This is a genomic window from Streptomyces sp. MA5143a, assembly GCF_900290235.1.
Taxonomy (GTDB): Bacteria; Actinomycetota; Actinomycetes; order Streptomycetales; family Streptomycetaceae; genus Streptomyces.
The window spans coordinates 1-20,243 of sequence record NZ_OLMK01000011.1 but is presented as its reverse complement, the minus strand read 5'-3'; the positions used below and the strand labels follow the sequence as shown (position 1 = coordinate 20,243).

Genomic DNA, 20,243 nt, shown 5'->3' with positions numbered 1-20,243 from the left:
ATCCGTGCTTCACAGCCCGTGTCGTCAACTCACGGTGACCGCCGGTTCCCCCGACGCGACGCCGTCCTGCTCCATCTGCTCGGCGATCTTCATCGCCTCTTCGATGAGGGTCTCCACGATCTTCGACTCGGGCACGGTCTTGATGACCTCGCCCTTCACGAAGATCTGACCCTTGCCGTTGCCGGAGGCGACCCCGAGGTCCGCCTCCCGCGCCTCCCCGGGACCGTTGACGACGCAGCCCATGACGGCGACGCGCAACGGCACCTCCATGCCCTCCAGCCCGGCGGTCACCTCGTCCGCCAGCCGGTAGACGTCGACCTGCGCCCGCCCGCACGACGGGCAGGACACGATCTCCAGCCGCCGCGCCCTCAGGTTCAGCGACTCCAGGATCTGGATGCCGACCTTGACCTCCTCGGCCGGCGGTGCGCTCAGCGAGACACGGATCGTGTCGCCGATGCCCTCGGACAGGAGCGCCCCGAAGGCCACGGCCGACTTGATCGTGCCCTGGAACGCGGGGCCCGCCTCGGTGACACCCAGGTGCAGCGGGTAGTCGCAGCGGGCGGCGAGCTGCCGGTACGCCTCGATCATCACGACCGGGTCGTTGTGCTTGACGGAGATCTTGAGGTCCCGGAAGTCGTGCTCCTCAAACAGCGAGGCCTCCCACAGCGCGGACTCCACCAGCGCCTCGGGCGTCGCCCTGCCGTACTTCTGGAGGAGACGCCGGTCGAGGGACCCGGCGTTGACACCGATGCGGATCGGCGTCCCGTGGTCCTTCGCCGCCCGCGCGATCTCCTTCACCTTGTCGTCGAACTGCTTGATGTTGCCGGGGTTGACCCGTACGGCCGCGCACCCGGCCTCGATCGCGGCGAACACGTACTTCGGCTGGAAGTGGATGTCCGCGATCACCGGGATCTGCGACTTGCGGGCGATGGTGGCGAGGGCGTCCGCGTCGTCCTGCGTGGGGCAGGCGACCCGCACGATCTGGCAGCCGGACGCGGTGAGCTCGGCGATCTGCTGCAAGGTGGCGCCGATGTCCGACGTACGGGTCGTCGTCATCGACTGCACCGACACCGGCGCGCCGCCGCCGACGGCCACCGGGCCGACCTGGATCCGTCGGCTCTCCCGGCGCTCGGCGACCGGCCGGACGGGCACCTCCGGCAGCCCGAGGGACACGGCGGTCATGCCGTCACCCCTCGTTCCCGGAGACCGTCTCGCGCAGGGCGCGCAGCGACTCCTTCAGCGATCCCATGGTGGCGAGGACGGCGGTGGGCTCGTAGCCGCAGTGCGCCATGCAGTTGGCGCACCGCGGGTCCTTGCCGCGTCCGTACGCGTCCCAGTCGGTGTCCTCGATCAGCTCCCGGTAGGTCGGGACGTAGCCGTCGGCCATCAGGTAGCAGGGCTTCTGCCAGCCGAACAGCGAGTAGTTGGGGATCGCCCACGCGGTGCACGGGAAGTCGACCCTGCCCTCCAGGAAGTCGAGGAAGAGGGGCGAGTGGTTCAGACGCCAGCGGCGCCGGTTGCCGCCCGCGAAGGCCTTCCTGAACAGTTCGCGGGTCTGCTCCACGCCGAGGAAGTGCTCCTGGTCGGGGGCCTTCTCGTAGGCGTAGGCGGGCGAGATCATCATCTCGTCGACCTTCAGGTCGTCGTTGAGGAAGTTGAGGACCTCGATGATGGTCTGCGGGGTGTCCGTGTTGAAGAAGGTCGAGTTGGTGGTCACCCGGAAGCCCCGCCGCTTGGCCTCCTTGATGGCGGCGACGGCCTCGTCGAACACGCCCTCCTTGGCCACCGACTCGTCGTGCCGCTCCCGCAGCCCGTCGATGTGCACGGCGAACGCGAAGTACGGGGAGGGCTTGAACTGGTCCATCTTCTTGCGCAGCAGCAGCGCGTTGGTGCACAGGAAGACGTACTTCCGGCGGGCGACCAACTGCCGCACGATCTCGTCGATGTGCGGGTGCATCAGCGGTTCGCCGCCGGCGATGGACACCATCGGCGCGCCCGATTCGAGGACGGCGCCCACGGCCTGCGCCACCGGCATCCGCTGCTTGAGCACCCCGGCCGGATGCTGGATCTTGCCGCAGCCCTCGCACTTCAGATTGCAGGCGTAGAGCGGTTCCAGCTCGACGATCAGCGGAAACTTGTCGCGCTTGCGGAGCTTCTGTTCAGCGAGATACGTCGCCACCTTGATGGACTGGCGGAGCGGCATGGCCATCTGGCTCACCTCCTGGGGAGCAGCAAGGAACGGTGCCATTCGTAGTAAGCGGGGAGGACGGCACGAAGAACGCGGAAAGCCGATATTCCACCGCGTACCGTGCCGATCCGGACCAGTTCATGTTCTGGAGCGTCCACGACCACCCGGACGGCCGCAACCGGGCGCGCGCCCGCTCGTACGGCGCAGTGGAGCGTGACCGCGGATTCCATGTCGACCGCGATCGCTCCGGTGGCGAAGAGGTCCGCCCGTTCCTGACCGCGGACGACGTGATCGGATCCGGTGAGCGGGCCGGTGTGGACCGTGCGTCCGGGCACGGCCCGCCCCAGCTCCTTGACCAGGCGTTCGACGCCCACACAGGGCGTGACGGCGCCGTCGGGGCCCCTCGTCTCCCCGGCGACGACGAGGTCACCGGGGTGCATGCCGGGGGCCAGCCCGGCGCAGAATCCGGTGGCCAGCACGGCGGCCCCGTCCAGCGCCCGGTCGGCGAGCAGCCGGGTGACGGCGCGCTCGGCGGCCTTCGGTCCCATGCCGGTCCGCAGGACGGTGACCGGGCCGCCGGCGCCGCCCGGGTCGCCGCTGCGCAGGGCGAACTGCTCGATGCCGAGCGCGCAGGCGATCAGCAGCGGGGCGGGGACGGCGGCCGTGTCCATCAGCTGGCCCCGGCCTTCAGCACGGCCGGTTCGCCGTGGACGTACCGGCCGAGCGCGGTGAGCGGGAAAACCTGACGGTAGAGGTGGTAGTTGATGGAGAAGTCCCACGGGAAGCCGGTCCCGGTGAACTGGGGCTCGTCCCAGCCGCCGTCGCCGCGCTGGGTCTGTGCGAGCCAGGCGACGCCGCGCTCCACGGCCTTGGAGTCCCGCTCCCCCGCGGCCAGCAGCGCGAGGAGCGCCCAGGCGGTCTGGGAGGCGGTGGAGGTGCCCTTGCCGCCCCATTCGGCGGGGTCGGGGTAGGAGCGCAGGTCCTCGCCCCAGCCGCCGTCGTCGTTCTGGACGGTCTCCAGCCAGGCCACGGCCCGGCGGATGGCCGGGTGCGCGGCGGGGAGCCCGGCGGCGACCAGGGCGGGGACGACGGACCCCGTTCCGTAGAGGTAGTTGACGCCCCAGCGGCCGAACCAGGCGCCGCTCGGCTCCTGTTCGGCGAGGAGCCATGCGATGCCGCGCCGGGTGCGCGGGTCGTGGGAGAGGCCCTCGACCGCGAGCATCTCCACCACGTGGGCGGTGACGTCGGCGGACGGCGGGTCGATGACCTCGCCGAAGTCGCAGAAGGGCAGTTTGTTGGGGAGGACGCTGGTGTTGTCGACGTCGAAGGCGCCCCAGGCGCCGTTCCTCGACTGCATGCCGAGGGTCCAGCGGACGCCGCGGGCGATGGCCTTCTCCACGCGTTCGGGGTCGGGGTGCTTGACCCTGCGCAGGGCGAGCACCACCTCGGCGGTGTCGTCGATGTCGGGGTAGTTGTCGTTGTGGAACTCGAACGCCCAGCCGCCCGGCGGGAGTTGGGGGCGTTTGACGGACCAGTCGCCGGGGCGGACGATCTCCTCGCCGAGCATCCAGTCGGCGGCCCTGACCAGTTGGGGGTGGTCGGCGGGCAGGCCGGCGTCGGCGAGGGCGATGGTGGCGAGGCAGGTGTCCCACACGGGTGACTGGCAGGCCTCGATCATGCGGGCGCCGTCCTCCCGCCACACGGCGAACCGGTCCAGGGACTCCAGGCCCGCCCGCATCACGGGGTGCTGGAGGTCGTAGCCGAGCAGATGGAGCGCGATGATCGAGTACACGGCCGGCGGCTGGATGCCGCCCCAGCAGCCGTCGTTCTCCTGCCGCTCGATGATCCAGCGGGCCGCGCTGTTCATCGCCGCCCCGCGCAGGCGCTTCAGCGCGACCTTGTGGTAGCCGTGCAGCACCTTGTCGAGCCGCTGGACTGCGCCCTCCCAGGTGCCCAGCGGGTCGAGGGGCGCCGTCGGGTTGGGCCGGCCGGGGTCGGTGTGCAGTTCGTCGAGCGGGAACGGGGCGGGCCGCACCGGGCGCTTGGCGGAGACGACGGTGAGCGGCACGATGGTCTGCCGCGCCCAGCACCCGAAGTCGTAGATGTTCAGCGGCATCCACTGCGGGAACCAGATCAGCTCCGGCGGCATCTCCGGCAGGTCGTCCCACTTCCACCAGCCGAACAGCGCGAGCCAGATCCGCGTGAAGACGCGGGCCGCGGCGATCCCTCCGCGCCCCCGGATCCACGCGGACGCCTTCGCCATGTGCGGCTCCGACGGATCGTCACCGGCCAGCCGCAGCGCGACATACGCCTCGACGGTCGCGGAGAGTTCGGGCGGGCCTCCGTAGAAGGTCGCCCAGGTGCCGTCCTCGCGCTGCTCGCCCCGGATGAACAGCGCGGCGGCCCGTGTCGTCTCCTCGTCGCGGATGCCCAGGAACTGACGGAGCAGCAGGTCCTCGGCGTCCATGGTGACGTTGGTCTCCAGGTCGCCCTTCCACCAGCCCTGGGCGTCCTGACGCGCGAGGAGGAACGCGGTGGCACGCCGCAGGGCGCGTTCGGCGGTGTCCTGGCCCCCCGCCGCCACCGGGGGGTGGGTGTCGGTGTCGCTGGCCGAGGCAGCGCGGGGCGGCAGGGCCCCGGTGCTTCCGTCAGTCGTCGCTGTCATGGCTTCCCCTTCGTGCAGTGGACGGATCTCTGCGGTGGGTCAGCCGTCGGCCGGTGCGTGTCCGGTGAACGGGCACCGGCCGGCGACTACGCGAGGGCTATTCGACCGATGGCGGTCGGCGGTCGGCCGATGGCGGTCATCTCTTCCGTACGACGACGAAGTCGGCGAGGGCCGTGAACTGGTCCCGTACGTGCTCGGGCATCCGGATCGAGTCCAGTGCCTCGATGGCTACGGCGTGCTGGCGGCGCGCCTCCTCTGCGGTCCACTCCCGGCCGCCGGCCTCCTCGATGAGGGCGGCGCGGGCGGCGAACTCCCCCTCGGAGAAGTTCTCGAAGTCGCTGCTCTTGGCGTCGGCGGCGAGGAGTTCACCGAGCTGCTCGGAGGCGGGGCCACCCGCCGCGAGCGCGGCCACCACGGGCAGCGACTTCTTGCGCTGGCGCAGGTCGCTCCAGGTCTGCTTGCCCGTGGAGACCGGGTCGCCCCAGATGCCCAGCAGGTCGTCGACGGCCTGGAAGGCGAGCCCGAGGTGGTAGCCGTACTTCTCCAGCGTGTCGGCGGTGTGGTCGTCGGCGCCGCCGAGGACCGCGCCGATGGAGCAGGCGCAGGCGAGCAGGGCGCCGGTCTTGTTGCCCTCCATCTCCAGGCACTCCTCGACGGTCACCCGCTCGCGGTGCTCGTAGGAGATGTCCTGGGCCTGTCCGTCGATGAGCGCGCGGGTCGCGGTGGTGACACGGCGGGTGGCGCGGGCCGCCTCGGCGGTGCCGAGTTCGAGGAGGATCTCGTTGGCGAGGACCATCAGGGCGTCACCGACGAGGATGGCCTGGGCGGGGTCGTACGCCTTCCAGACGGTGTCGCGGTGGCGGCGCTGTTCGTCGCCGTCCATGAGGTCGTCGTGCAGCAGCGAGAAGTTGTGCACCAGCTCCACCGCGACCGCGCCGGGGATGCCGACCTCGGGGGCGGCGCCGGTGACCTCGGCGGACATGACGGCCAGCGCGGGGCGTACGGCCTTGCCGCCGTCCCCGGCGGCCGGGTTGCCGTGGGTGTCGATCCAGCCGAAGTGATAGGCGGCGACGGTGTTCATGGGGGGCGCGAGCCGCTCGATCGCCGCCCGCAGCACGGGCGTGGCCAGGGTCCGCCCGCGCTCCAGGAGCGCGGTCACGTCCACCGCGTCGGCTGCCGTCGCGGCCGGGGGCACAGTGGGCACAGTCTCTCCTCTAGTTGCGGTGCCGAGAGTGCGGGAACCGTTCGGATGCGCTTCGAGCGTCACGCTGCCTCCTCGTGGACGAAGAGGTGGTCCCGGGGCCGGCCCAGGGCGGCGAGCGCGGCGTCCGCCGCGCTCACGCCGCTGCGGACCGCACTCTCCATGGTCGCGGGCCACCCGGTGGCGGTCCACGCTCCGGCCAGGTACAGGCCGGGTGCCTTGGTGCGGGCGCCGGGCCTGAGCCGTCCGACGCCGGGGGTGGGAGCGAAGGTCGCGGTGCGCTCCCGGGTCACGAAGAAGTCCTTCACCCGCGCGCCGCGCGCGCCGGGCAGCAGCCGCTCCAGCTCGGGCAGATAGCGCTCGCGGAGCACGGCCACGGGCTCGTCGATCTCGTGGTGCGCGGCCGACTGCGACAGCGCCAGGTACTGGCCCTCGCCCAGCCCGGACGCCTCGGTCCGGTCGAAGACCCACTGGACGGGCGAGCCGAGCGCGGCGAAGAACGGGCGGCTCAGCACCTTGCGGTCGTACACCACATGGACGTTGAGGATCGGCGCGGTGCCGATCTCCAGCAGCCGCTCGGGCCGGTCGAGCGTGCCTGGCGGCAGCAGGTGGTACGCCTCGCGCTGCGGTACGGCGAGGACCACCGCGTCGGCGTCCAGGCTCTCGCCGGGCACCTCGACGCGCCAGCCGCCGTCCTCTCCGGCGCGGACGGAGGTGACGCGGGTCCGCAGTTCGGTGCGGACGCCCGCCGAGTCGAGGGCCTTGTGGGCCGGCCGGTCGTGGAGTTCGCCCAGCGGGACATGGGCCCAGCCGATGTCGGCGGCCCCGGGGTCGGACAGCAGTCCCGTCTTGAAGACCATCGCGGCGAGGCCTAGGGAGGCGTCCCTGGCCACCGCGTTGAGGGTGGCGACGCCCACGAGGTCCCAGAGCGCCTCGACGGCACGCGGGGACTGGCCGTGTGCGGTGAGCCAGTCGGCGAAGTCCCGCTCGTCCAGCGTGGGGTCGTCGAGGTCGAGCGCCTTCAGCGCCAGCGCGGCCCGTCCCACCTGGGCTCGCTCGGCGAGCGAGAGGTGCGGGTACGTGGCCAGGCTGCGCCCGAGGTGCAGGGGCACGGGCAGCGCGTCGCGCCGCAGTCGGCCGAGCCGTCGGCCCGGCCTGCCCGTCGCGTCGAGCACGGGCACGTCGAGACGATTCTGCAGCGGAGCCAGCGCGGCGGCGTCGATCCGGTCGAGGAACCAGCGGTAGGCGGTGCAGCAGCGCAGATACACATGCTGGCCGTTGTCGACGGTGAGGGTGCCGCGCTGGAAGGAGAAGGCCAGTCCGCCGAGGCGCGGGCGTCCTTCCAGCAGGGTGACCCGCACACCGGCGTCGGCGAGGGCGAGGGCGGTGGTGACGCCCGCCAGTCCTCCGCCGACCACCACGGCCGTGCCGCCGGGCCGGCCGCCACGGTTCTCGCCCGGTGGTCCTGCGGGCCGTGCCGCTTCGGTCATCGCGCACCCTCCCCTGCCGGTCCGCCGGGTCGAGGGACCGGTCCGCGGCAGGCCGTCGCAGTCAGGGACGCCCCCGCCTCGCGGAGGGTTGCGTACCACTTGTCCCCGATGGGAGCGCGTTGATCCAGATTGTCCATCAGACGCGCCTCCTGACGGTACGCCGGGACGCGTGGCGGGTGTCCAGACCGGACAGTCCGCGTACGGCGACATAGGCCTTCTCGCGTCCGGGCAACGAGACCCGGCCGCGCAGCACCGCCTCCGGCTCGCGCTCGATGCGGTCGAGCAGCCGCCGGTAGATGCCCGCCATGGCGGCGACGCAGGCTCCGCTGCGCCGGTCCAGCATCGGCAGCAGGCGGTAGCCCTCGGCGAAGAGGGCGCGGGCCCGGCGCACCTCGAAGTGCACCAGACCCGCGAAATCGGAGTCGGCCGGCGGGAGCGGCCCGGCGAACCCCACCGAGCAGCCGAATTTCGCGAGGTCGTCGCCGGGCAGATACGTTCTGCCGCCCAGGGCGTCCTCGCGAACGTCCCTGAGGATGTTGGTGAGTTGCAGGGCGAGGCCGAGGGTGTCGGCGTACTCGGGTGCGCGCTCCGCTCCACGTGCCGCGGGTTCGGTGCCGAAGACGCCGAGGCAGAGGCGGCCGATGGCTCCGGCTACGCAGCGGCAGTAGACCTTCAGGTCGTCCCAGGTCTCGTAGATCTCACCGCGTACGTCCATCAGGACGCCGTCGATGAGTTCGTCGAGGGCGTCGAGCGGGACGGGGAAACGGCTCGCGGTGTGGGCGAGGGCCACGACCACGGGGTCGGTGTCGTCCTCGTCGACGGTGCCCGCGCGGATCCGGGCGAGCAGCGACCGGGTCTCCTCCAGCCGGGCCGCCTTGACCTCGGCCGCGAGGGCTCCGTCACCGATGTCGTCGACGCGCCGCGAGAAGGCGTACAGCGCGGACATGGCGCGGCGCTTGGGCGTCGGCAGCAAGCGGATGCCGTAGGCGAAGTTGCGGGCCTGCTGTCCGGTGACGGCCTCGCAGTAGCTGTAGGCGGCGAGTACCGGCGCGGACGCGTGTGGTTCCGACTCCACGGTCCGGATCACCTCTCTCCTCGCAGGGCCGCGCCCATGCCCCGCAGCAACCGGAGCCTGCCGGGCTTGGGTGGGCCGGGAAGTACGTCGTGTTCGGCGGCGGCGATCGCGTGGAGGGCCGCCCTTCCCCCCGCCACGAACCCCGCGAGGAGCAGCCTCAGCCTGCCGTGGACGCTGCCCACCAGTGGGGCGCCCTCGTCCAGCAGCTTGCGGGCACGTTCCGCCTCGTAGGCGATCAGGGCGCGTACCGACGCGCCCGCGGTGGGCGCGGCCAGGTCCGCCTCCTGGACGTGGAAGCGCTTCAGGTCCTCGGCGGGCAGGTAGACGCGGTCGCGACGGAGGTCCTCTGCCACGTCCTGGAGGTGTTCGACGATCTGGAGCGCGGTGCAGATCGCGTCGGACAGGCGGATCCGCTCGGGGCTGGTCGTGCCGGTGACGGCGAGCACCAGGCGACCCACGGGGTTCGCGGAGAGCGCGCAGTAGGCGAGCAGGTCGTCGTGGGTCTCGTAGCGCGTGACGAGCTGGTCCTGGCGGTTGGCCGCGATCAGGTCGAGGAAGGGTCCGGGGCCGAGGCGGTGGCGGCGCACCGTGCGCTGGAGGGTGCGCAGCAGGGGGTGGCCGGGGGTGGCGTCGAAGACCTTGCCGAGGTCGGCCTCGAAGGCGTCGAGGAGGAGGAGCCGGTCGTCGGCGTCCCGCGGGGGGACGCCCAGGAGGTGGGCGTCGGCGCCGCCGGGGGCGAGGTCGCCGTCGCCGATGTCGTCGACGAGGCGGGCGAAGCCGTACAGCGCCATCAGGTCGTCACGCCAGGCCCGGGGCAGGAAGAACGGCGCGACGGGGAAGTTCTCGGCCGCGGCCTTGTCGAGGGTGTCGCGCTCCGGGTCGCCGGTGCGCGCCGTCCCGCCTTCGGTCACCGCTCGTCACCCGGGGCGGGGACGGCGGAAGCGTTGTTGAGCTGGGGAGTTTCCGTAGCCATGGCCGTCACATCTCCCGTTCTACACTGCCGACCCAAGACGCACTATTTCGGACACGCCGCCCAATCGTCAGCGTGTGCGGCGGATGCCGGGTGTCGCGCATTATGGACCCACTTGCCGCGATTCGGCACCGGTACAGCTTACGTTCTACAACGCACCATGCTCCGACGGGGTGTCCTGCACATCACAAGAACGCACCGATTGCCCCCAAGATTCCTATGGGTGGCCGGAGTTGACCGTTCCTTGCCGGAGTTGGCGGTTCCTTTGCGGACGCCGTGTCACCCTCTCCTCCGCAGACGCCGGGCCCCACCGGAGCAGTTCCGGCGGGGCCCGGGCGGAGGCGGACTACTTGCCCGTGAACTTCTCGTACTCCTTCAGGACCTCTTCGGTCGGTCCGTCCATGCGCAGCTCGCCGCGTTCCAGCCACAGGACCCGGTCGCAGGTGTCCCGGATCGACTTGTTGTTGTGGCTGACGAGGAAGACCGTGCCGGCCTCCTTGCGCAGCTCGCGGATGCGGGCCTCGGAGCGCTTCTGGAACTTGCGGTCACCCGTGGCGAGGGCCTCGTCGATCATCAGGACGTCGTGGTCCTTGGCCGCCGCGATGGAGAAGCGCAGACGCGCCGCCATGCCGGAGGAGTAGGTGCGCATCGGCAGGGTGATGAAGTCGCCCTTCTCGTTGATGCCCGAGAAGTCGACGATCTCCTGGTAGCGCTCCTTGATCTGCTCGCGGGACATGCCCATCGCGAGGCCGCCCAATATGACGTTCCGTTCGCCCGTGAGGTCGTTCATCAGGGCGGCGTTGACGCCGAGGAGGGAGGGCTGGCCGTCGGTGTAGACCTTGCCCTTCTCCGCGGGGAGGAGACCGGCGATGGCGCGCAGCAGGGTGGACTTGCCGGAGCCGTTGGAGCCGATGAGGCCGATGGCCTCGCCCCGGTAGGCGACGAAGGAGACGCCCTTGACGGCGTGCACCTTGCGCACGCCCCGCGCCGCGTCGTCGGAGCCTCGCTTGAGTATCCGGCTCAGGGCGGCGGTGGCGCTGCCCTTGCCGGTCTTGGCGCCGTTGACGCGGTAGACGATGTGCAGCTCGTCCGCGATGACGGTGGGAATGCGGGTCTCAGCCACGGCCGTACCTCTCCTCCGCCTTCCAGAAGTACACGAAGCCGCCGAGCGCGACCAGTGCGGCCCAGCCGCCCGCGACCGCCCACACGTGCGGGGGCAGGTTCTCGGAGCCGTAGCCGTCGATGAGCGCGAAGCGCATCAGGTCCATGTAGATGGCGGCCGGGTTCCACTGGAGGATGTCGGCGATCCACCGGGGGTGGTCGGCGAGCATCACCGGGATGGAGAACATGACGCCGGAGGCGTACATCCAGGTCCGCATCACGAACGGCATCAGCTGCGCGAGGTCGGGGGTCTTGGCTCCCATCCGGGCGAAGACGAGGGCCAGGCCGGTGTTGAAGCAGAACTGGAGCGCCAGCACCGGGAGGATCAGCAGCCAGGACAGCGACGGGTAGCTGCCGAAGCCGATCGCCACGGCGAACATCACGATCATCGAGAACAGCAACTGCTGGAGCTGCTGGAGCGCGAAGGAGATGGGCAGCGACGCCCGGGGGAAGTGCAGCGCGCGCACCAGGCCCAGGTTGCCGGAGATCGCGCGGACGCCCGCCATCACCGAGCTCTGGGTGAAGGTGAACACGAACACACCCGTGACCAGGAACGGGATGTAGACCTCGCGGGACATGCCGCGGTCGGCGTCGAGGATCAGGCCGAAGATCAGGAAGTACACCAGCGCGTTCAGCAGCGGGGTGGCCACCTGCCACAGCTGGCCGAGCTTGGCCTGGCTGTACTGCGCGGTGAGCTTCGCCTGGGAGAAGGCGAGGATGAAGTGACGCCGCCCCCACATCTGGCGGACGTACTCGGCGAGTCCGGGCCGGGCACCGCTCACGGACAGCCCGTACTTGGCGGCCAGTTCCGCCGCGGAGATCCCGTCGTCGGGCGACGGGCGGTCGCTCACCGCGAGCCTGCCGTCATGCGTTGTCTCACTCACAAATGGATACTTTCGTCCTCAAAGTGCGCAGCCTGGTCGGGCCGAGGCGGAAACCTGGGACCGGGTACCGCCGCATGCTCTCAGATATCGAGCTTGTCAGATGACGGGAGGTCGTCCCAGTCGGGTCAGGCGCCACACCGTACGCCACTTCATGGGGCGACGGGGACCGCAGGCGCTCGTCCAGCCCTCCTTGAAACCGCCGAACCAGGCCCTCAGCGCCGGGCCCGAGGGCTTGCGGAGCAGCGTCAGCAGCAGCCAGACGCCCAGGTAGACGGGGACGAGCGGCGCGGGCAGGTTGCGGCGCGCGAGCCAGACACGGTTGCGGGCGACCATGCGGTGGTAGACCGCGTGCCGGGAGGGCGCGGTCGTGGGGTGGTACAGCACCATGTCGGACCGATAGTCGATCATCCAGCCCGCGTCGAGGGCCCGCCACGCCAGGTCGGTTTCCTCGTGTGCGTAGAAGAACTCGTCCGGGAGCCCGCCGACTTCGGCGAAGACCCGGGTGCGTACGGCGTTGGCGCCGCCGAGGAACGTCGTGACCCGGGAGGAGCGCATCGGGTCGGAGGCGCGCAGCCGGGGCACGTGGCGCCGCTGGGTCTCGCCGGTCTCGGGGTCGGCGATGCGGAAGCTGATGATGCCGAGCCGGGGGTCGGCCTCGAAGGCGCCGCGGCACAGTTCGGCGGTGTCGTGGTGGGCGAGCAGACCGTCGTCGTCCAGGAAGAGCAGGACGTCGACGTCCCGGCCGCCGGGGCCGAACGCCTCGATGCCGACGTTGCGGCCGCCGGGGATGCCGAGGTTCTCGGGCAGCTCGACCGTCTTCACGCCCTCGGGGACGTCGGGGACGGGTGAGCCGTTGCCGACGACGACCACCTCGACCCGGTCGCCCTCCTGCTTGGCGACCGAGTCGAGGAGGGCGCGGAGTTCGTCGGGGCGGTTGCCCATGGTGATGATGACCGCGCCGACCTTCATGCCGCCGCTCACTTCAGCCTGCTGGAGGCGAGGATGGACACCAGGTGCAGCAGGGTCTGCAGCAGGGCGATGCCCGCGAGGACGGCGACGCCGAGCCGGGAATAGAAGAGGTCGCCCCGGACCTGGTCGACGATCGCGAGGACCAGGACCAGCAGGGAGGCCTCGACCCCGAGGATCAGCCGGTGGAACTTGAGCGCGGCCGCGGCCCGGCGGGCCAGGGCCACGCCGGAGGAGCGGGGCACCGAGGCCGACTCCTGGACCGGCGGCTTCCCGGTCTGGTGCCGGGCGACCCCGACGAGGTCGGTCTCCGCCTTGATCAGGATGGCGCCGAGGGCGGCGAGGGTGCCGAGGAAGGCCCACAGCCAGTCGATCCGGCCGGTGCCCCACAGGTCGGCGGCGCGCAGTCCGAAGCCGACCAGCACGGCCGCGTCGCAGAGGTACGCGCCGACCCGGTCGACGTAGACGCCGGCGATCGAGTACTGCTTGCGCCAGCGGGCGATCTCCCCGTCGACGCAGTCGAACAGCAGGTACAGCTGGACCATCAGCACGCCGAGGACGGCGCCCCAGATGCCCGGGACGAGCAGCGCCGGGGCGGCGAGGACGCCGAAGACGGTCATCAGGTAGGTCAGCTGGTTGGGCGTGACCCGGGTGTTCACCAGGTGCCGGTCCATGCGCAGGGAGATTTCGCGCATGTAGAGCCGGCCGGCCCAGTGCTCACCGCTCCGCCGGTCCTTCACACCCGGGGGGTGGACGACCGGTCGGAGCTCAGCTACCGATGGCTTTGGCATAGTCGGCGTATGCGTCCTTGATCTGCTCGGTGCTCAGTTCGAGGTGCTCGAGGATGGTGTACCGGCCGGGCCGGGTCTGCGGCGCGAACTCCACAACCTTGACGAACTCGTCGATGGTGAAGCCGATCTCCTCGGGCAGGACGGGCAGTCCGTGGTGCCGGAGGACCTCGGTCATCTGCCCGGCGATCTCCTTGTCGCCCCGCAGGAACGTGGCGAAGGCGCCGCCCAGTCCGCACTGCTCGCCGTGGAGGGCGTTGCGCTTGGGGAAGCTGAGGTCGAAGGCGTGGCTGATCTCGTGGCAGGCGCCCGAGGCGGGACGGCTGTCGCCGGCCACGGACATGGAGATCCCGCACAGCACGAGGGACTCGGAGAGGGTCGTGAGGAAGTCGTCGTCGCCGATGCCACCGGGGTGGCGGAGCACGGCCTCGGCGGCCTGGCGGGCCATCGCGGCGGCCAGTCCGTCGACCTTCTCGCCGGTCTCGCGGCTGGACAGCTCCCAGTCGGCCACGGCGGAGATCTTGCAGATCACATCGCCGATGCCGGCCCGCACGAAGCGCACCGGGGCCTCACGGATGACATCGAGGTCGATGACGATCCCGATGGGGTTCGGCACACCGTACGAGCCGCGGCCCGCGTCGTTGTCGAGCGTGGCGACCGGGGAGCACAGACCGTCGTTGGCGAGGTTGGTGGCGACGGCGACCAGCGGCAGGCCCACCCGGGCCGCGGCGTACTTGGCGCAGTCGATGACCTTGCCGCCGCCGAGCCCGATCACGGCGTCGTAGTGACCGCCCTTCTTGATCGAGTCGGCGAGCCGTACGGCACCGTCGATGGTGCCGTCGGCGTCGCAGAACCAGTCCGCCTCCGGCAGCGCGGGCGCGAACCGCTCGCGCAGCGCCTGACCGGAGCCGCCGCTGATGGCGAAGGCCATCCGGCCCGACGGCGCGATGCGCTGGTCCGACAGAATCGTCGCCAGGTCATCGAGCGCGCCGGGACGGATGTCCACGACGACCGGCGAGGGGATGAGCCTCGTCAGTACTGGCACGCGATCTCACGTCCCTTGGCGAGGTCGTCGTGGTTGTCGATCTCGACCCACTTGACGTCACCGATCGGCGCCACGTCGATCTTGAAGCCGCGGTTGACGAGCTCCTGGTAGCCGTGCTCGTAGAACTGCTGCGGGTCGGTCTCGAAGACCGTCTTCAGCGCGTCGGCCAGCTCGTCGGCGGCCTCGCCCTCGATGAGGGTGACGCCGATGTACTCGCCGGAGGCCTCCGCCGGGTCCATCAGCTTGGTGATCTTCGTCATGCCCTTCTCGGCGTCGACGACGACCTTCATCTCCTCGTCGGCCAGCGACTTCACGGTGTCGACGGCGAGGATGATCTTCTTGTCGCCGCCGCGCGCGGCGAGCAGGGTCTTCTCCACGGAGACCGGGTGCACGGTGTCGCCGTTGGCGAGGATCACCGAGTGCTTGATGGCGTCACGGCCGCACCACAGGGAGTAGGCGTTGTTCCACTCCTCGGCCTTGTCGTTGTCGATCAGGGTGATCTTCAGGCCGTACTTCTGCTCCAGCGCCTCGCGGCGCTCGTAGACGGCCTCCTTGCGGTACCCGACGATGATCGCGACCTCGGTCAGGCCGATCTCGGCGAAGTTGCCGAGCGTGAGGTCGAGAACGGTGAGGCTGTCCTCGTTGCCCTCGGGGCCGACCGGCACCAGAGCCTTGGGCAGGGTGTCGGTGTAGGGGCGAAGACGCCGTCCGGCGCCGGCCGCCAGCACGAGGCCGATCATGCGGGTTCTCCTTCATCGTGTACGGCGGGTGCGCCGGTTTTATGGGCGGTCACCCAGAAGCGGATGCTCTCGAGGAGCACCATGAGCGCCACGGCCACGGCGAGCACCGTGAGCGCGACCTTGAAATCTGTGGGCGCGAGCAGCGCGGCCAGGACGGTGACCAGCAGCGTCCTGCCTTCGTGACCGCCGATCACCCACACCAGCCACCGCGGCGGCGCGCCGGCGTCACCGCGGATGCGGTACACCGTGTCGTAGTGATGGTAGGCGACGGCCGCCACCAGCCCGAAAGCCGCGGGAAGGGCCCCGTTCACATCGGCTTTGACCGCCAGTACCAGTACGGTGCCGTATTCGGCCGCCCGGAACAGCGGGGGAACCAGCCAGTCGAGGGGGCCCTTGAGGGGCTGCATGAGGACGCAGCCGGAGACGACGACGTAGATCGGGGCCATCACGGCCGCCTCGGACACGTCGAGGGACAGGACCCCGAAAGCCAGCGACGCGACCGCGAGTACGGCGATGAGGACCGGCGTGTACGGACGGATCACACCGCGGGGGTCGCGCGCCTTGGACACCAGCTCGGCCAGCGGTCCGGAGTCGGTGAGGTCGTACAGGGCCCGCGCCGCCCGGTCGGTGCGCTGGGCCTTGCGGGTCAGCGAGCGCAGCACCCGGCCCGCCGTGGTGTAGGTCGCGGCGAACGCACAGCCGACGAGCAGCGCGTAGAAGGTGATGCGGGGGGTGGTGACCGCCGTCAGGACCGCGATCATCGCCCAGCGTTCGCCGATCGGCAGGACGATCATGCGGCGGATCCAGACCGTCCAGCCGACGCTGTCCAGCCTGTCGGAGAGAGCCGCGGTGGGGCTGGTGTTGGCGGTGGCGTCGTGGTTCGCCTCGTTGAAGGAGAAGTCGACGACGTGGCGGCAGGTCTGGAGGACCATCGCGCCGAGCGCGAGCGCCCAGACGTCGTCGCCGCCGCGGGCGGCTCCGAGGGCGAGGCCCGCGTAGTACGCGTACTCCTTGGCGCGGTCGAAGGTGGCGTCGAGCCAGGCGCCGAGCGTCGAGTACTGAAGCGAGTAGCGGGCCAGCTGGCCGTCGGTGCAGTCGAGGACGAAGGAGAGGATCAGGAGCAGGCCGGCGGCGACGAATCCGCCCCGGGTGCCGGTGGCCGCGCAGCCCGCCGCGATCAGGGCGGTGATCAGCGAGGCGGTGGTGACCTGGTTCGGGGTGAGGCCGCGGCGGGCGCACCAGCGGGCGAGGTAGCGGGAGTAGGGGCTGATGAAATGCGTGGTGAAGAAGCCGTCGCGGGACTTCACGGCCGTCCGCAGCCGTACGGCCTCGTCGTCGACGGCGGCGAGCGCCTGGCGGGCCTCGTTGCGGGTCTGCGGGTCGGTGGGGACGACGGCGATCAGGGTGCCGAGGTCGGGCCGGTGCAGGGCGACGCCGTCGGCGTCGAGGGCGGCGACCACCCGGTCGGCGACGCTGTCGACGGCGACGGCGGTGCTGCCGCTCGCGTCGGAGTTCTCGCGGGCCAGCGCGCGGGTGAGGGCCTGGCGGGCGGCGGGCCGCACGGTCACGGCGCCGGGCAGGGCGGCGGCGTCGAAGCGGGGGTCGGTGAGGCCGAGGCGCAGCGCGTGCACATGCCCCACGAACCGGGCGTCGACGATCGCGACCCGCTGACCGGCGGGAACGGTGGCCAGGAGCGTCTCGGTGTCACCGGCGTCGGAGGCGACCCGCACGTCGAAGCCGAGCGACCGCAGATCGCCCTCCAGCGACGATCCGGGGACCGGCTGACCGGTGAGGATGGCGGTCGACAGACGAACTCACTCCCTGGGTGCCGACGCGACCGCGCCGGGCATGTGCGTGGTGGGGACGCCCCGGCCCGCTACGGCCCGGCGGCGTGTCGGCAGAGGTTATCGGATGAAGGGAAACAAGGATTCACCGCCCGTTCACGGCCCGATCAAGTGGGGCTGCTGGGCTCCGCCGCGATCATCATCGGGGATGCGGGGGGCACGCGACAAACTCCGGTTCGCATATCGGCTCATAGGCGATATGGGGCGAAGCCCGCACACCATCACGCCAGGTTCAACAAATTCCAACACCATCCAACAGAAAACATCAGCGCGATCCCGGGAACCCGGTTAAGGTAGGTGCCCATGACTTGGCTGATCACAGGCGGAGCCGGATATATCGGCGCACACGTGGCGAGGGCCCTGGCCGACGCCGGAGAACGGGTGGTCGCGCTCGACGACCTCTCGGCCGGTGTCCCCGGCCGCCTCCCCGACCGCATCCCGCTCGTCCACGGCTCCGCCCTGGACGGCGACCTCCTGAAGCGGACCCTCGCCGAGCACGCCGTGACCGGTGTGGTGCACCTGGCGGCCCGTAAGCAGGTCGGCGAGTCGGTGGCCCGGCCGGCGCGCTACTACCAGGAGAACGTGGGCGGACTGGCCACGCTCCTGGACGCGGCGGCGGGCGCGGGTGTGCGACGGTTCCTGTTCTCCTCCTCCGCCGCCGTGTACGGCAACCCGGATGTGGACCTCATCACGGAGGACACCCCCTGCGCGCCGATGAGCCCCTACGGCGAGACCAAGCTCACCGGCGAGTGGCTGGTCCGCGCGGCGGGCCGGGCGCACGGGATGGCCACCGTGTGCCTGCGCTACTTCAACGTGGCCGGCGCCGCCGAGCCCGCGCTCGCCGACACCGGTGTCTTCAACGTGATCCCGATGGTCTTCGACCGCCTCACCCGTGACGAGGCGCCCCGCATCTTCGGCGACGACTACCCGACCCCGGACGGCACCTGCGTCCGCGACTACATCCATGTCGCCGACCTCGCGGAGGCGCACCTCGCCGCGGTCCGCCGGCTCACGACGGAGGGCGCGTCCGGCGACCTGACCGTGAACATCGGCCGGGGCGAGGGCGTGTCCGTGCGCGAGTTGGTCACGCTCGTCGGCGAGGTGACCGGCGACCGCCGGCCCGCCCTCGTCGAACCCCGGCGCCCCGGCGACGCGCCGCGCGCCGTCGCCTCCGCCGCGCTGGCCGAGCGGGAACTGGGCTGGACGGCCCGGCGCGGGGTACGCGAGATGGTCGAGTCGGCATGGGCGGGCTGGTGCCTGCACCGCGGTCTCCGACCGGATCCCCGATCATGACACCGCTCTGACCTGCGTATCGTTTCCGCAGGTCAGAGCACATGACAACGGTGTTCAGTGCCGCGTTGCCGTATACCCCCCACCCGTAGTTGACTGTGATCCCGGAGCCGGACACACGGACTCGGAAGGGCGGATTCCATGGGGGCTGGGCACGATCACGGGCACGCGCATCACGCGCCGACCAGTGGTACGGCGGCAGCGGCGTACCGCGGGAGGCTGCGGATCGCGCTGTCGATCACGCTCACCGTCATGGTGGTCGAGATCGTCGGCGGAGTCCTCGCCGACTCCCTCGCGCTCGTCGCGGACGCGGCGCACATGGCGACGGACGCGGTGGGCCTCGGCATGGCGCTCCTCGCCATCCACTTCGCCAACCGCCCGCCGAGCGGCAACCGCACCTTCGGTTACGCCCGCGCGGAGATACTCGCGGCCCTCGCCAACTGCCTGCTGCTGCTCGGCGTCGGCGGCTATGTGCTCTTCGAGGCGATCCAGCGTTTCATCACACCGGTCGGCACCCAGGGCGGACTGACCGTCGTGTTCGGCGCGATCGGCCTGGTCGCCAACATGATCTCGCTGACCCTGCTGATGCGGGGCCAGAAGGAGAGCCTGAACGTACGGGGCGCCTTCCTGGAGGTGGCCGCCGACGCGCTCGGCTCGCTGGCGGTGATCGTCTCCGCCGTGGTCATCCTGCTCACGGGCTGGCAGGCCGCCGACCCGATCGCCTCGCTGATCATCGGCGTGATGATCGTGCCGCGTACGGTGAAGCTGCTGCGCGAGACGCTGGACGTCCTGCTGGAGGCGGCGCCGAAGAACGTCGACATGGCGGAGGTACGGGCCCACATCCTCGCCCTGCCCGGCGTCGAGGACGTCCACGACCTGCACGCCTGGACCATCACCTCCGGCATGCCGGTCCTGTCGGCTCATGTCGTGGTCGGCTCCGACACGCTCGACGCCATCGGCAACGAGAAGATGCTCCACGAGCTCCAGGGCTGCATCGGCGACCACTTCGACGTCGAGCACTGCACGTTCCAACTGGAGCCCGGCGGACACGCGGAGCACGAGGCGAAGCTCTGCCACTGATGACGCGCGGGGCCCTCCTCGTACGTGCATCCGGGTACGCCGTCCAGGGGGCGCGCGATCCATGGGTGTCCCCGCCGGGGGTGCGAGGGTAGGACATGCGGGTTGGCGTGAAGTGCCAGGGGTGCCGGTTCCCTACGGCAGACTTGGGGCTCGAGGAACGAAGCGAAGGATGGGCATGCCGATCACACCTGCCACCGCGATGCACGACGCACCGGACAGCACCACGGAAGCGATCCTGCTGGAGCTGGTCGACGAGGAGGGCACGACGATCGGCACGGCGGAGAAGCTCTCCGCGCACCAGCCGCCCGGGCAGCTGCACCGGGCGTTCTCGGTGTTCCTCTTCGACGAGCGGGGCCGGCTGCTGCTCCAGCAGCGCGCCCTCGGCAAGTACCACTCCCCCGGAGTCTGGTCGAACACCTGCTGCGGCCACCCCTACCCCGGCGAGTCCCCGTTCGCGGCGGCCGCGCGGCGGACGTACGAGGAGCTCGGGGTGTCCCCGGCGCTGCTCGGCGAGGCGGGAACGGTCCGCTACAACCACCCCGACCCGGACTCGGGCCTGGTGGAGCAGGAGTTCAACCATCTCTTCGTGGGGTTGGTGCGGTCCCCGCTCCGCGCGGACCCGGAGGAGGTCGGGGCCACGGCCTTCGTGACCCCGCAGGAGCTCGCCGAGCGACACGCCAAGGACACCTTCTCGGCGTGGTTCATGACGGTGCTGGACGCGGCCCGCCCCGCGGTCAGGGAACTGACGGGCCCCTCCGCGGGCTGGTGAGCCCCTAGTGCTGTGACCGGAAAGGTTCACCGGCTCGCGGCGTCCGGCACGGCACTAGGGCGCGTTGCGAAAGTAGCGTCGTCTGCC

19 protein-coding genes are annotated in these 20,243 nt (G+C 71.0%); 3 read left to right on the top strand and 16 right to left on the bottom strand.

Features of this window, described 5'->3' with window-relative positions; translation table 11 throughout:
• Positions 1-24: 24 nt before the first annotated feature.
• From ispG to SMA5143A_RS05510, 16 genes are all read right to left on the bottom strand, one after another.
• The gene (gene ispG, locus SMA5143A_RS05580; RefSeq protein WP_107461809.1) at positions 25-1,182 is read right to left on the bottom strand and encodes a flavodoxin-dependent (E)-4-hydroxy-3-methylbut-2-enyl-diphosphate synthase; all 1,158 of its coding nucleotides are present in this window, start codon (positions 1,180-1,182) and stop codon (positions 25-27) included.
• Between the two features lie 4 nt (positions 1,183-1,186).
• On the bottom strand, positions 1,187-2,209 hold the full coding sequence (hpnH, locus tag SMA5143A_RS05575) for an adenosyl-hopene transferase HpnH (RefSeq protein ID WP_107461808.1): 1,023 nt from the start codon (positions 2,207-2,209) through the stop codon (positions 1,187-1,189).
• 5 nt (positions 2,210-2,214) lie between these two features.
• Positions 2,215-2,859, bottom strand: a complete 645-nt coding sequence (locus SMA5143A_RS05570) for a phosphorylase family protein (protein ID WP_055537619.1) — start codon at positions 2,857-2,859, stop codon at positions 2,215-2,217.
• Positions 2,859-4,853 carry a squalene--hopene cyclase gene (shc, locus tag SMA5143A_RS05565; RefSeq protein WP_107461807.1) on the bottom strand — a complete coding sequence of 665 codons (1,995 nt, stop codon included), beginning with the start codon at positions 4,851-4,853 and terminating at the stop codon, positions 2,859-2,861. The genes SMA5143A_RS05570 and shc overlap by 1 nt, the downstream gene beginning before the upstream one ends.
• A 136-nt stretch (positions 4,854-4,989) precedes the next feature.
• Positions 4,990-6,057, bottom strand: coding sequence for a polyprenyl synthetase family protein (locus SMA5143A_RS05560; protein ID WP_258193392.1), 1,068 nt, complete (start codon positions 6,055-6,057; stop codon positions 4,990-4,992).
• Between the two features lie 59 nt (positions 6,058-6,116).
• Complete coding sequence (gene hpnE / locus SMA5143A_RS05555; protein WP_107461805.1) at positions 6,117-7,544, bottom strand: hydroxysqualene dehydroxylase HpnE; 1,428 nt, start codon at positions 7,542-7,544, stop codon at positions 6,117-6,119.
• Positions 7,541-7,681 (bottom strand): DUF6380 family protein, encoded by a 141-nt coding sequence (locus SMA5143A_RS44695; RefSeq protein ID WP_219923577.1) that lies wholly within the window; start codon positions 7,679-7,681, stop codon positions 7,541-7,543. The genes hpnE and SMA5143A_RS44695 overlap by 4 nt, the downstream gene beginning before the upstream one ends.
• On the bottom strand, positions 7,681-8,631 hold the full coding sequence (hpnD, locus tag SMA5143A_RS05550) for a presqualene diphosphate synthase HpnD (RefSeq protein WP_107461804.1): 951 nt from the start codon (positions 8,629-8,631) through the stop codon (positions 7,681-7,683). The genes SMA5143A_RS44695 and hpnD overlap by 1 nt, the downstream gene beginning before the upstream one ends.
• Positions 8,628-9,530: a squalene synthase HpnC gene (hpnC, locus tag SMA5143A_RS05545; protein ID WP_107461803.1), complete on the bottom strand. Its 903-nt coding sequence runs from the start codon at positions 9,528-9,530 to the stop codon at positions 8,628-8,630. Before hpnC ends, hpnD begins: the two co-directional genes overlap by 4 nt.
• A gap of 405 nt (positions 9,531-9,935) precedes the next feature.
• Positions 9,936-10,712, bottom strand: coding sequence for an ABC transporter ATP-binding protein (locus SMA5143A_RS05540; protein ID WP_181361747.1), 777 nt, complete (start codon positions 10,710-10,712; stop codon positions 9,936-9,938).
• Positions 10,705-11,634: an ABC transporter permease gene (locus SMA5143A_RS05535; RefSeq protein ID WP_107461802.1), complete on the bottom strand. Its 930-nt coding sequence runs from the start codon at positions 11,632-11,634 to the stop codon at positions 10,705-10,707. Before SMA5143A_RS05535 ends, SMA5143A_RS05540 begins: the two co-directional genes overlap by 8 nt.
• A gap of 96 nt (positions 11,635-11,730) precedes the next feature.
• Positions 11,731-12,603, bottom strand: coding sequence for a glycosyltransferase family 2 protein (locus SMA5143A_RS05530; protein WP_375136459.1), 873 nt, complete (start codon positions 12,601-12,603; stop codon positions 11,731-11,733).
• 8 nt (positions 12,604-12,611) lie between these two features.
• On the bottom strand, positions 12,612-13,340 hold the full coding sequence (locus SMA5143A_RS05525) for a CDP-alcohol phosphatidyltransferase family protein (RefSeq protein ID WP_107461800.1): 729 nt from the start codon (positions 13,338-13,340) through the stop codon (positions 12,612-12,614).
• 28 nt (positions 13,341-13,368) lie between these two features.
• A complete protein-coding gene (locus tag SMA5143A_RS05520) occupies positions 13,369-14,433 on the bottom strand; it encodes an iron-containing alcohol dehydrogenase family protein (protein ID WP_107461799.1) in 1,065 nt (354 codons plus the stop codon).
• On the bottom strand, positions 14,421-15,173 hold the full coding sequence (locus SMA5143A_RS05515) for a phosphocholine cytidylyltransferase family protein (protein WP_107461798.1): 753 nt from the start codon (positions 15,171-15,173) through the stop codon (positions 14,421-14,423). The genes SMA5143A_RS05520 and SMA5143A_RS05515 overlap by 13 nt, the downstream gene beginning before the upstream one ends.
• Positions 15,170-16,981: a DUF5941 domain-containing protein gene (locus tag SMA5143A_RS05510; RefSeq protein ID WP_107461797.1), complete on the bottom strand. Its 1,812-nt coding sequence runs from the start codon at positions 16,979-16,981 to the stop codon at positions 15,170-15,172. Before SMA5143A_RS05510 ends, SMA5143A_RS05515 begins: the two co-directional genes overlap by 4 nt.
• 339 nt (positions 16,982-17,320) lie before the next feature.
• Between SMA5143A_RS05510 and galE the strand changes: the two genes are divergently transcribed.
• From galE to idi, 3 genes are all read left to right on the top strand, one after another.
• Entirely contained in the window at positions 17,321-18,310 is a 990-nt protein-coding gene (gene galE / locus SMA5143A_RS05505) for a UDP-glucose 4-epimerase GalE (protein WP_107461796.1), read from the top strand.
• Positions 18,311-18,448: 138 nt separating this feature from the next.
• Complete coding sequence (locus tag SMA5143A_RS05500) at positions 18,449-19,387, top strand: cation diffusion facilitator family transporter (protein ID WP_099966173.1); 939 nt, start codon at positions 18,449-18,451, stop codon at positions 19,385-19,387.
• A 175-nt stretch (positions 19,388-19,562) separates the two neighbouring features.
• Positions 19,563-20,156: an isopentenyl-diphosphate Delta-isomerase gene (gene idi / locus SMA5143A_RS05495; RefSeq protein WP_107461896.1), complete on the top strand. Its 594-nt coding sequence runs from the start codon at positions 19,563-19,565 to the stop codon at positions 20,154-20,156.
• Positions 20,157-20,243 lie beyond the last annotated feature (87 nt).

Excerpts from the sequence above, each read along its gene's own strand:
- SMA5143A_RS05515 (WP_107461798.1), bottom strand. The coding sequence starts at position 15,173 with ATGATCGGCCTCGTGCTGGCGGCCGGCGCCGGACGGCGTCTTCGCCCC.
- SMA5143A_RS05530 (WP_375136459.1), bottom strand. The coding sequence starts at position 12,603 with ATGAAGGTCGGCGCGGTCATCATCACCATGGGCAACCGCCCCGACGAA.
- hpnH (WP_107461808.1), bottom strand. The coding sequence starts at position 2,209 with ATGGCCATGCCGCTCCGCCAGTCCATCAAGGTGGCGACGTATCTCGCT.
- hpnE (WP_107461805.1), bottom strand. The coding sequence starts at position 7,544 with ATGACCGAAGCGGCACGGCCCGCAGGACCACCGGGCGAGAACCGTGGC.
- galE (WP_107461796.1), top strand. The coding sequence starts at position 17,321 with ATGACTTGGCTGATCACAGGCGGAGCCGGATATATCGGCGCACACGTG.
- SMA5143A_RS05500 (WP_099966173.1), top strand. The coding sequence starts at position 18,449 with ATGGGGGCTGGGCACGATCACGGGCACGCGCATCACGCGCCGACCAGT.
- SMA5143A_RS44695 (WP_219923577.1), bottom strand. The coding sequence starts at position 7,681 with ATGGACAATCTGGATCAACGCGCTCCCATCGGGGACAAGTGGTACGCA.
- SMA5143A_RS05570 (WP_055537619.1), bottom strand. The coding sequence starts at position 2,859 with ATGGACACGGCCGCCGTCCCCGCCCCGCTGCTGATCGCCTGCGCGCTC.
- idi (WP_107461896.1), top strand. The coding sequence starts at position 19,563 with ATGCCGATCACACCTGCCACCGCGATGCACGACGCACCGGACAGCACC.
- ispG (WP_107461809.1), bottom strand. The coding sequence starts at position 1,182 with ATGACCGCCGTGTCCCTCGGGCTGCCGGAGGTGCCCGTCCGGCCGGTC.
- shc (WP_107461807.1), bottom strand. The coding sequence starts at position 4,853 with ATGACAGCGACGACTGACGGAAGCACCGGGGCCCTGCCGCCCCGCGCT.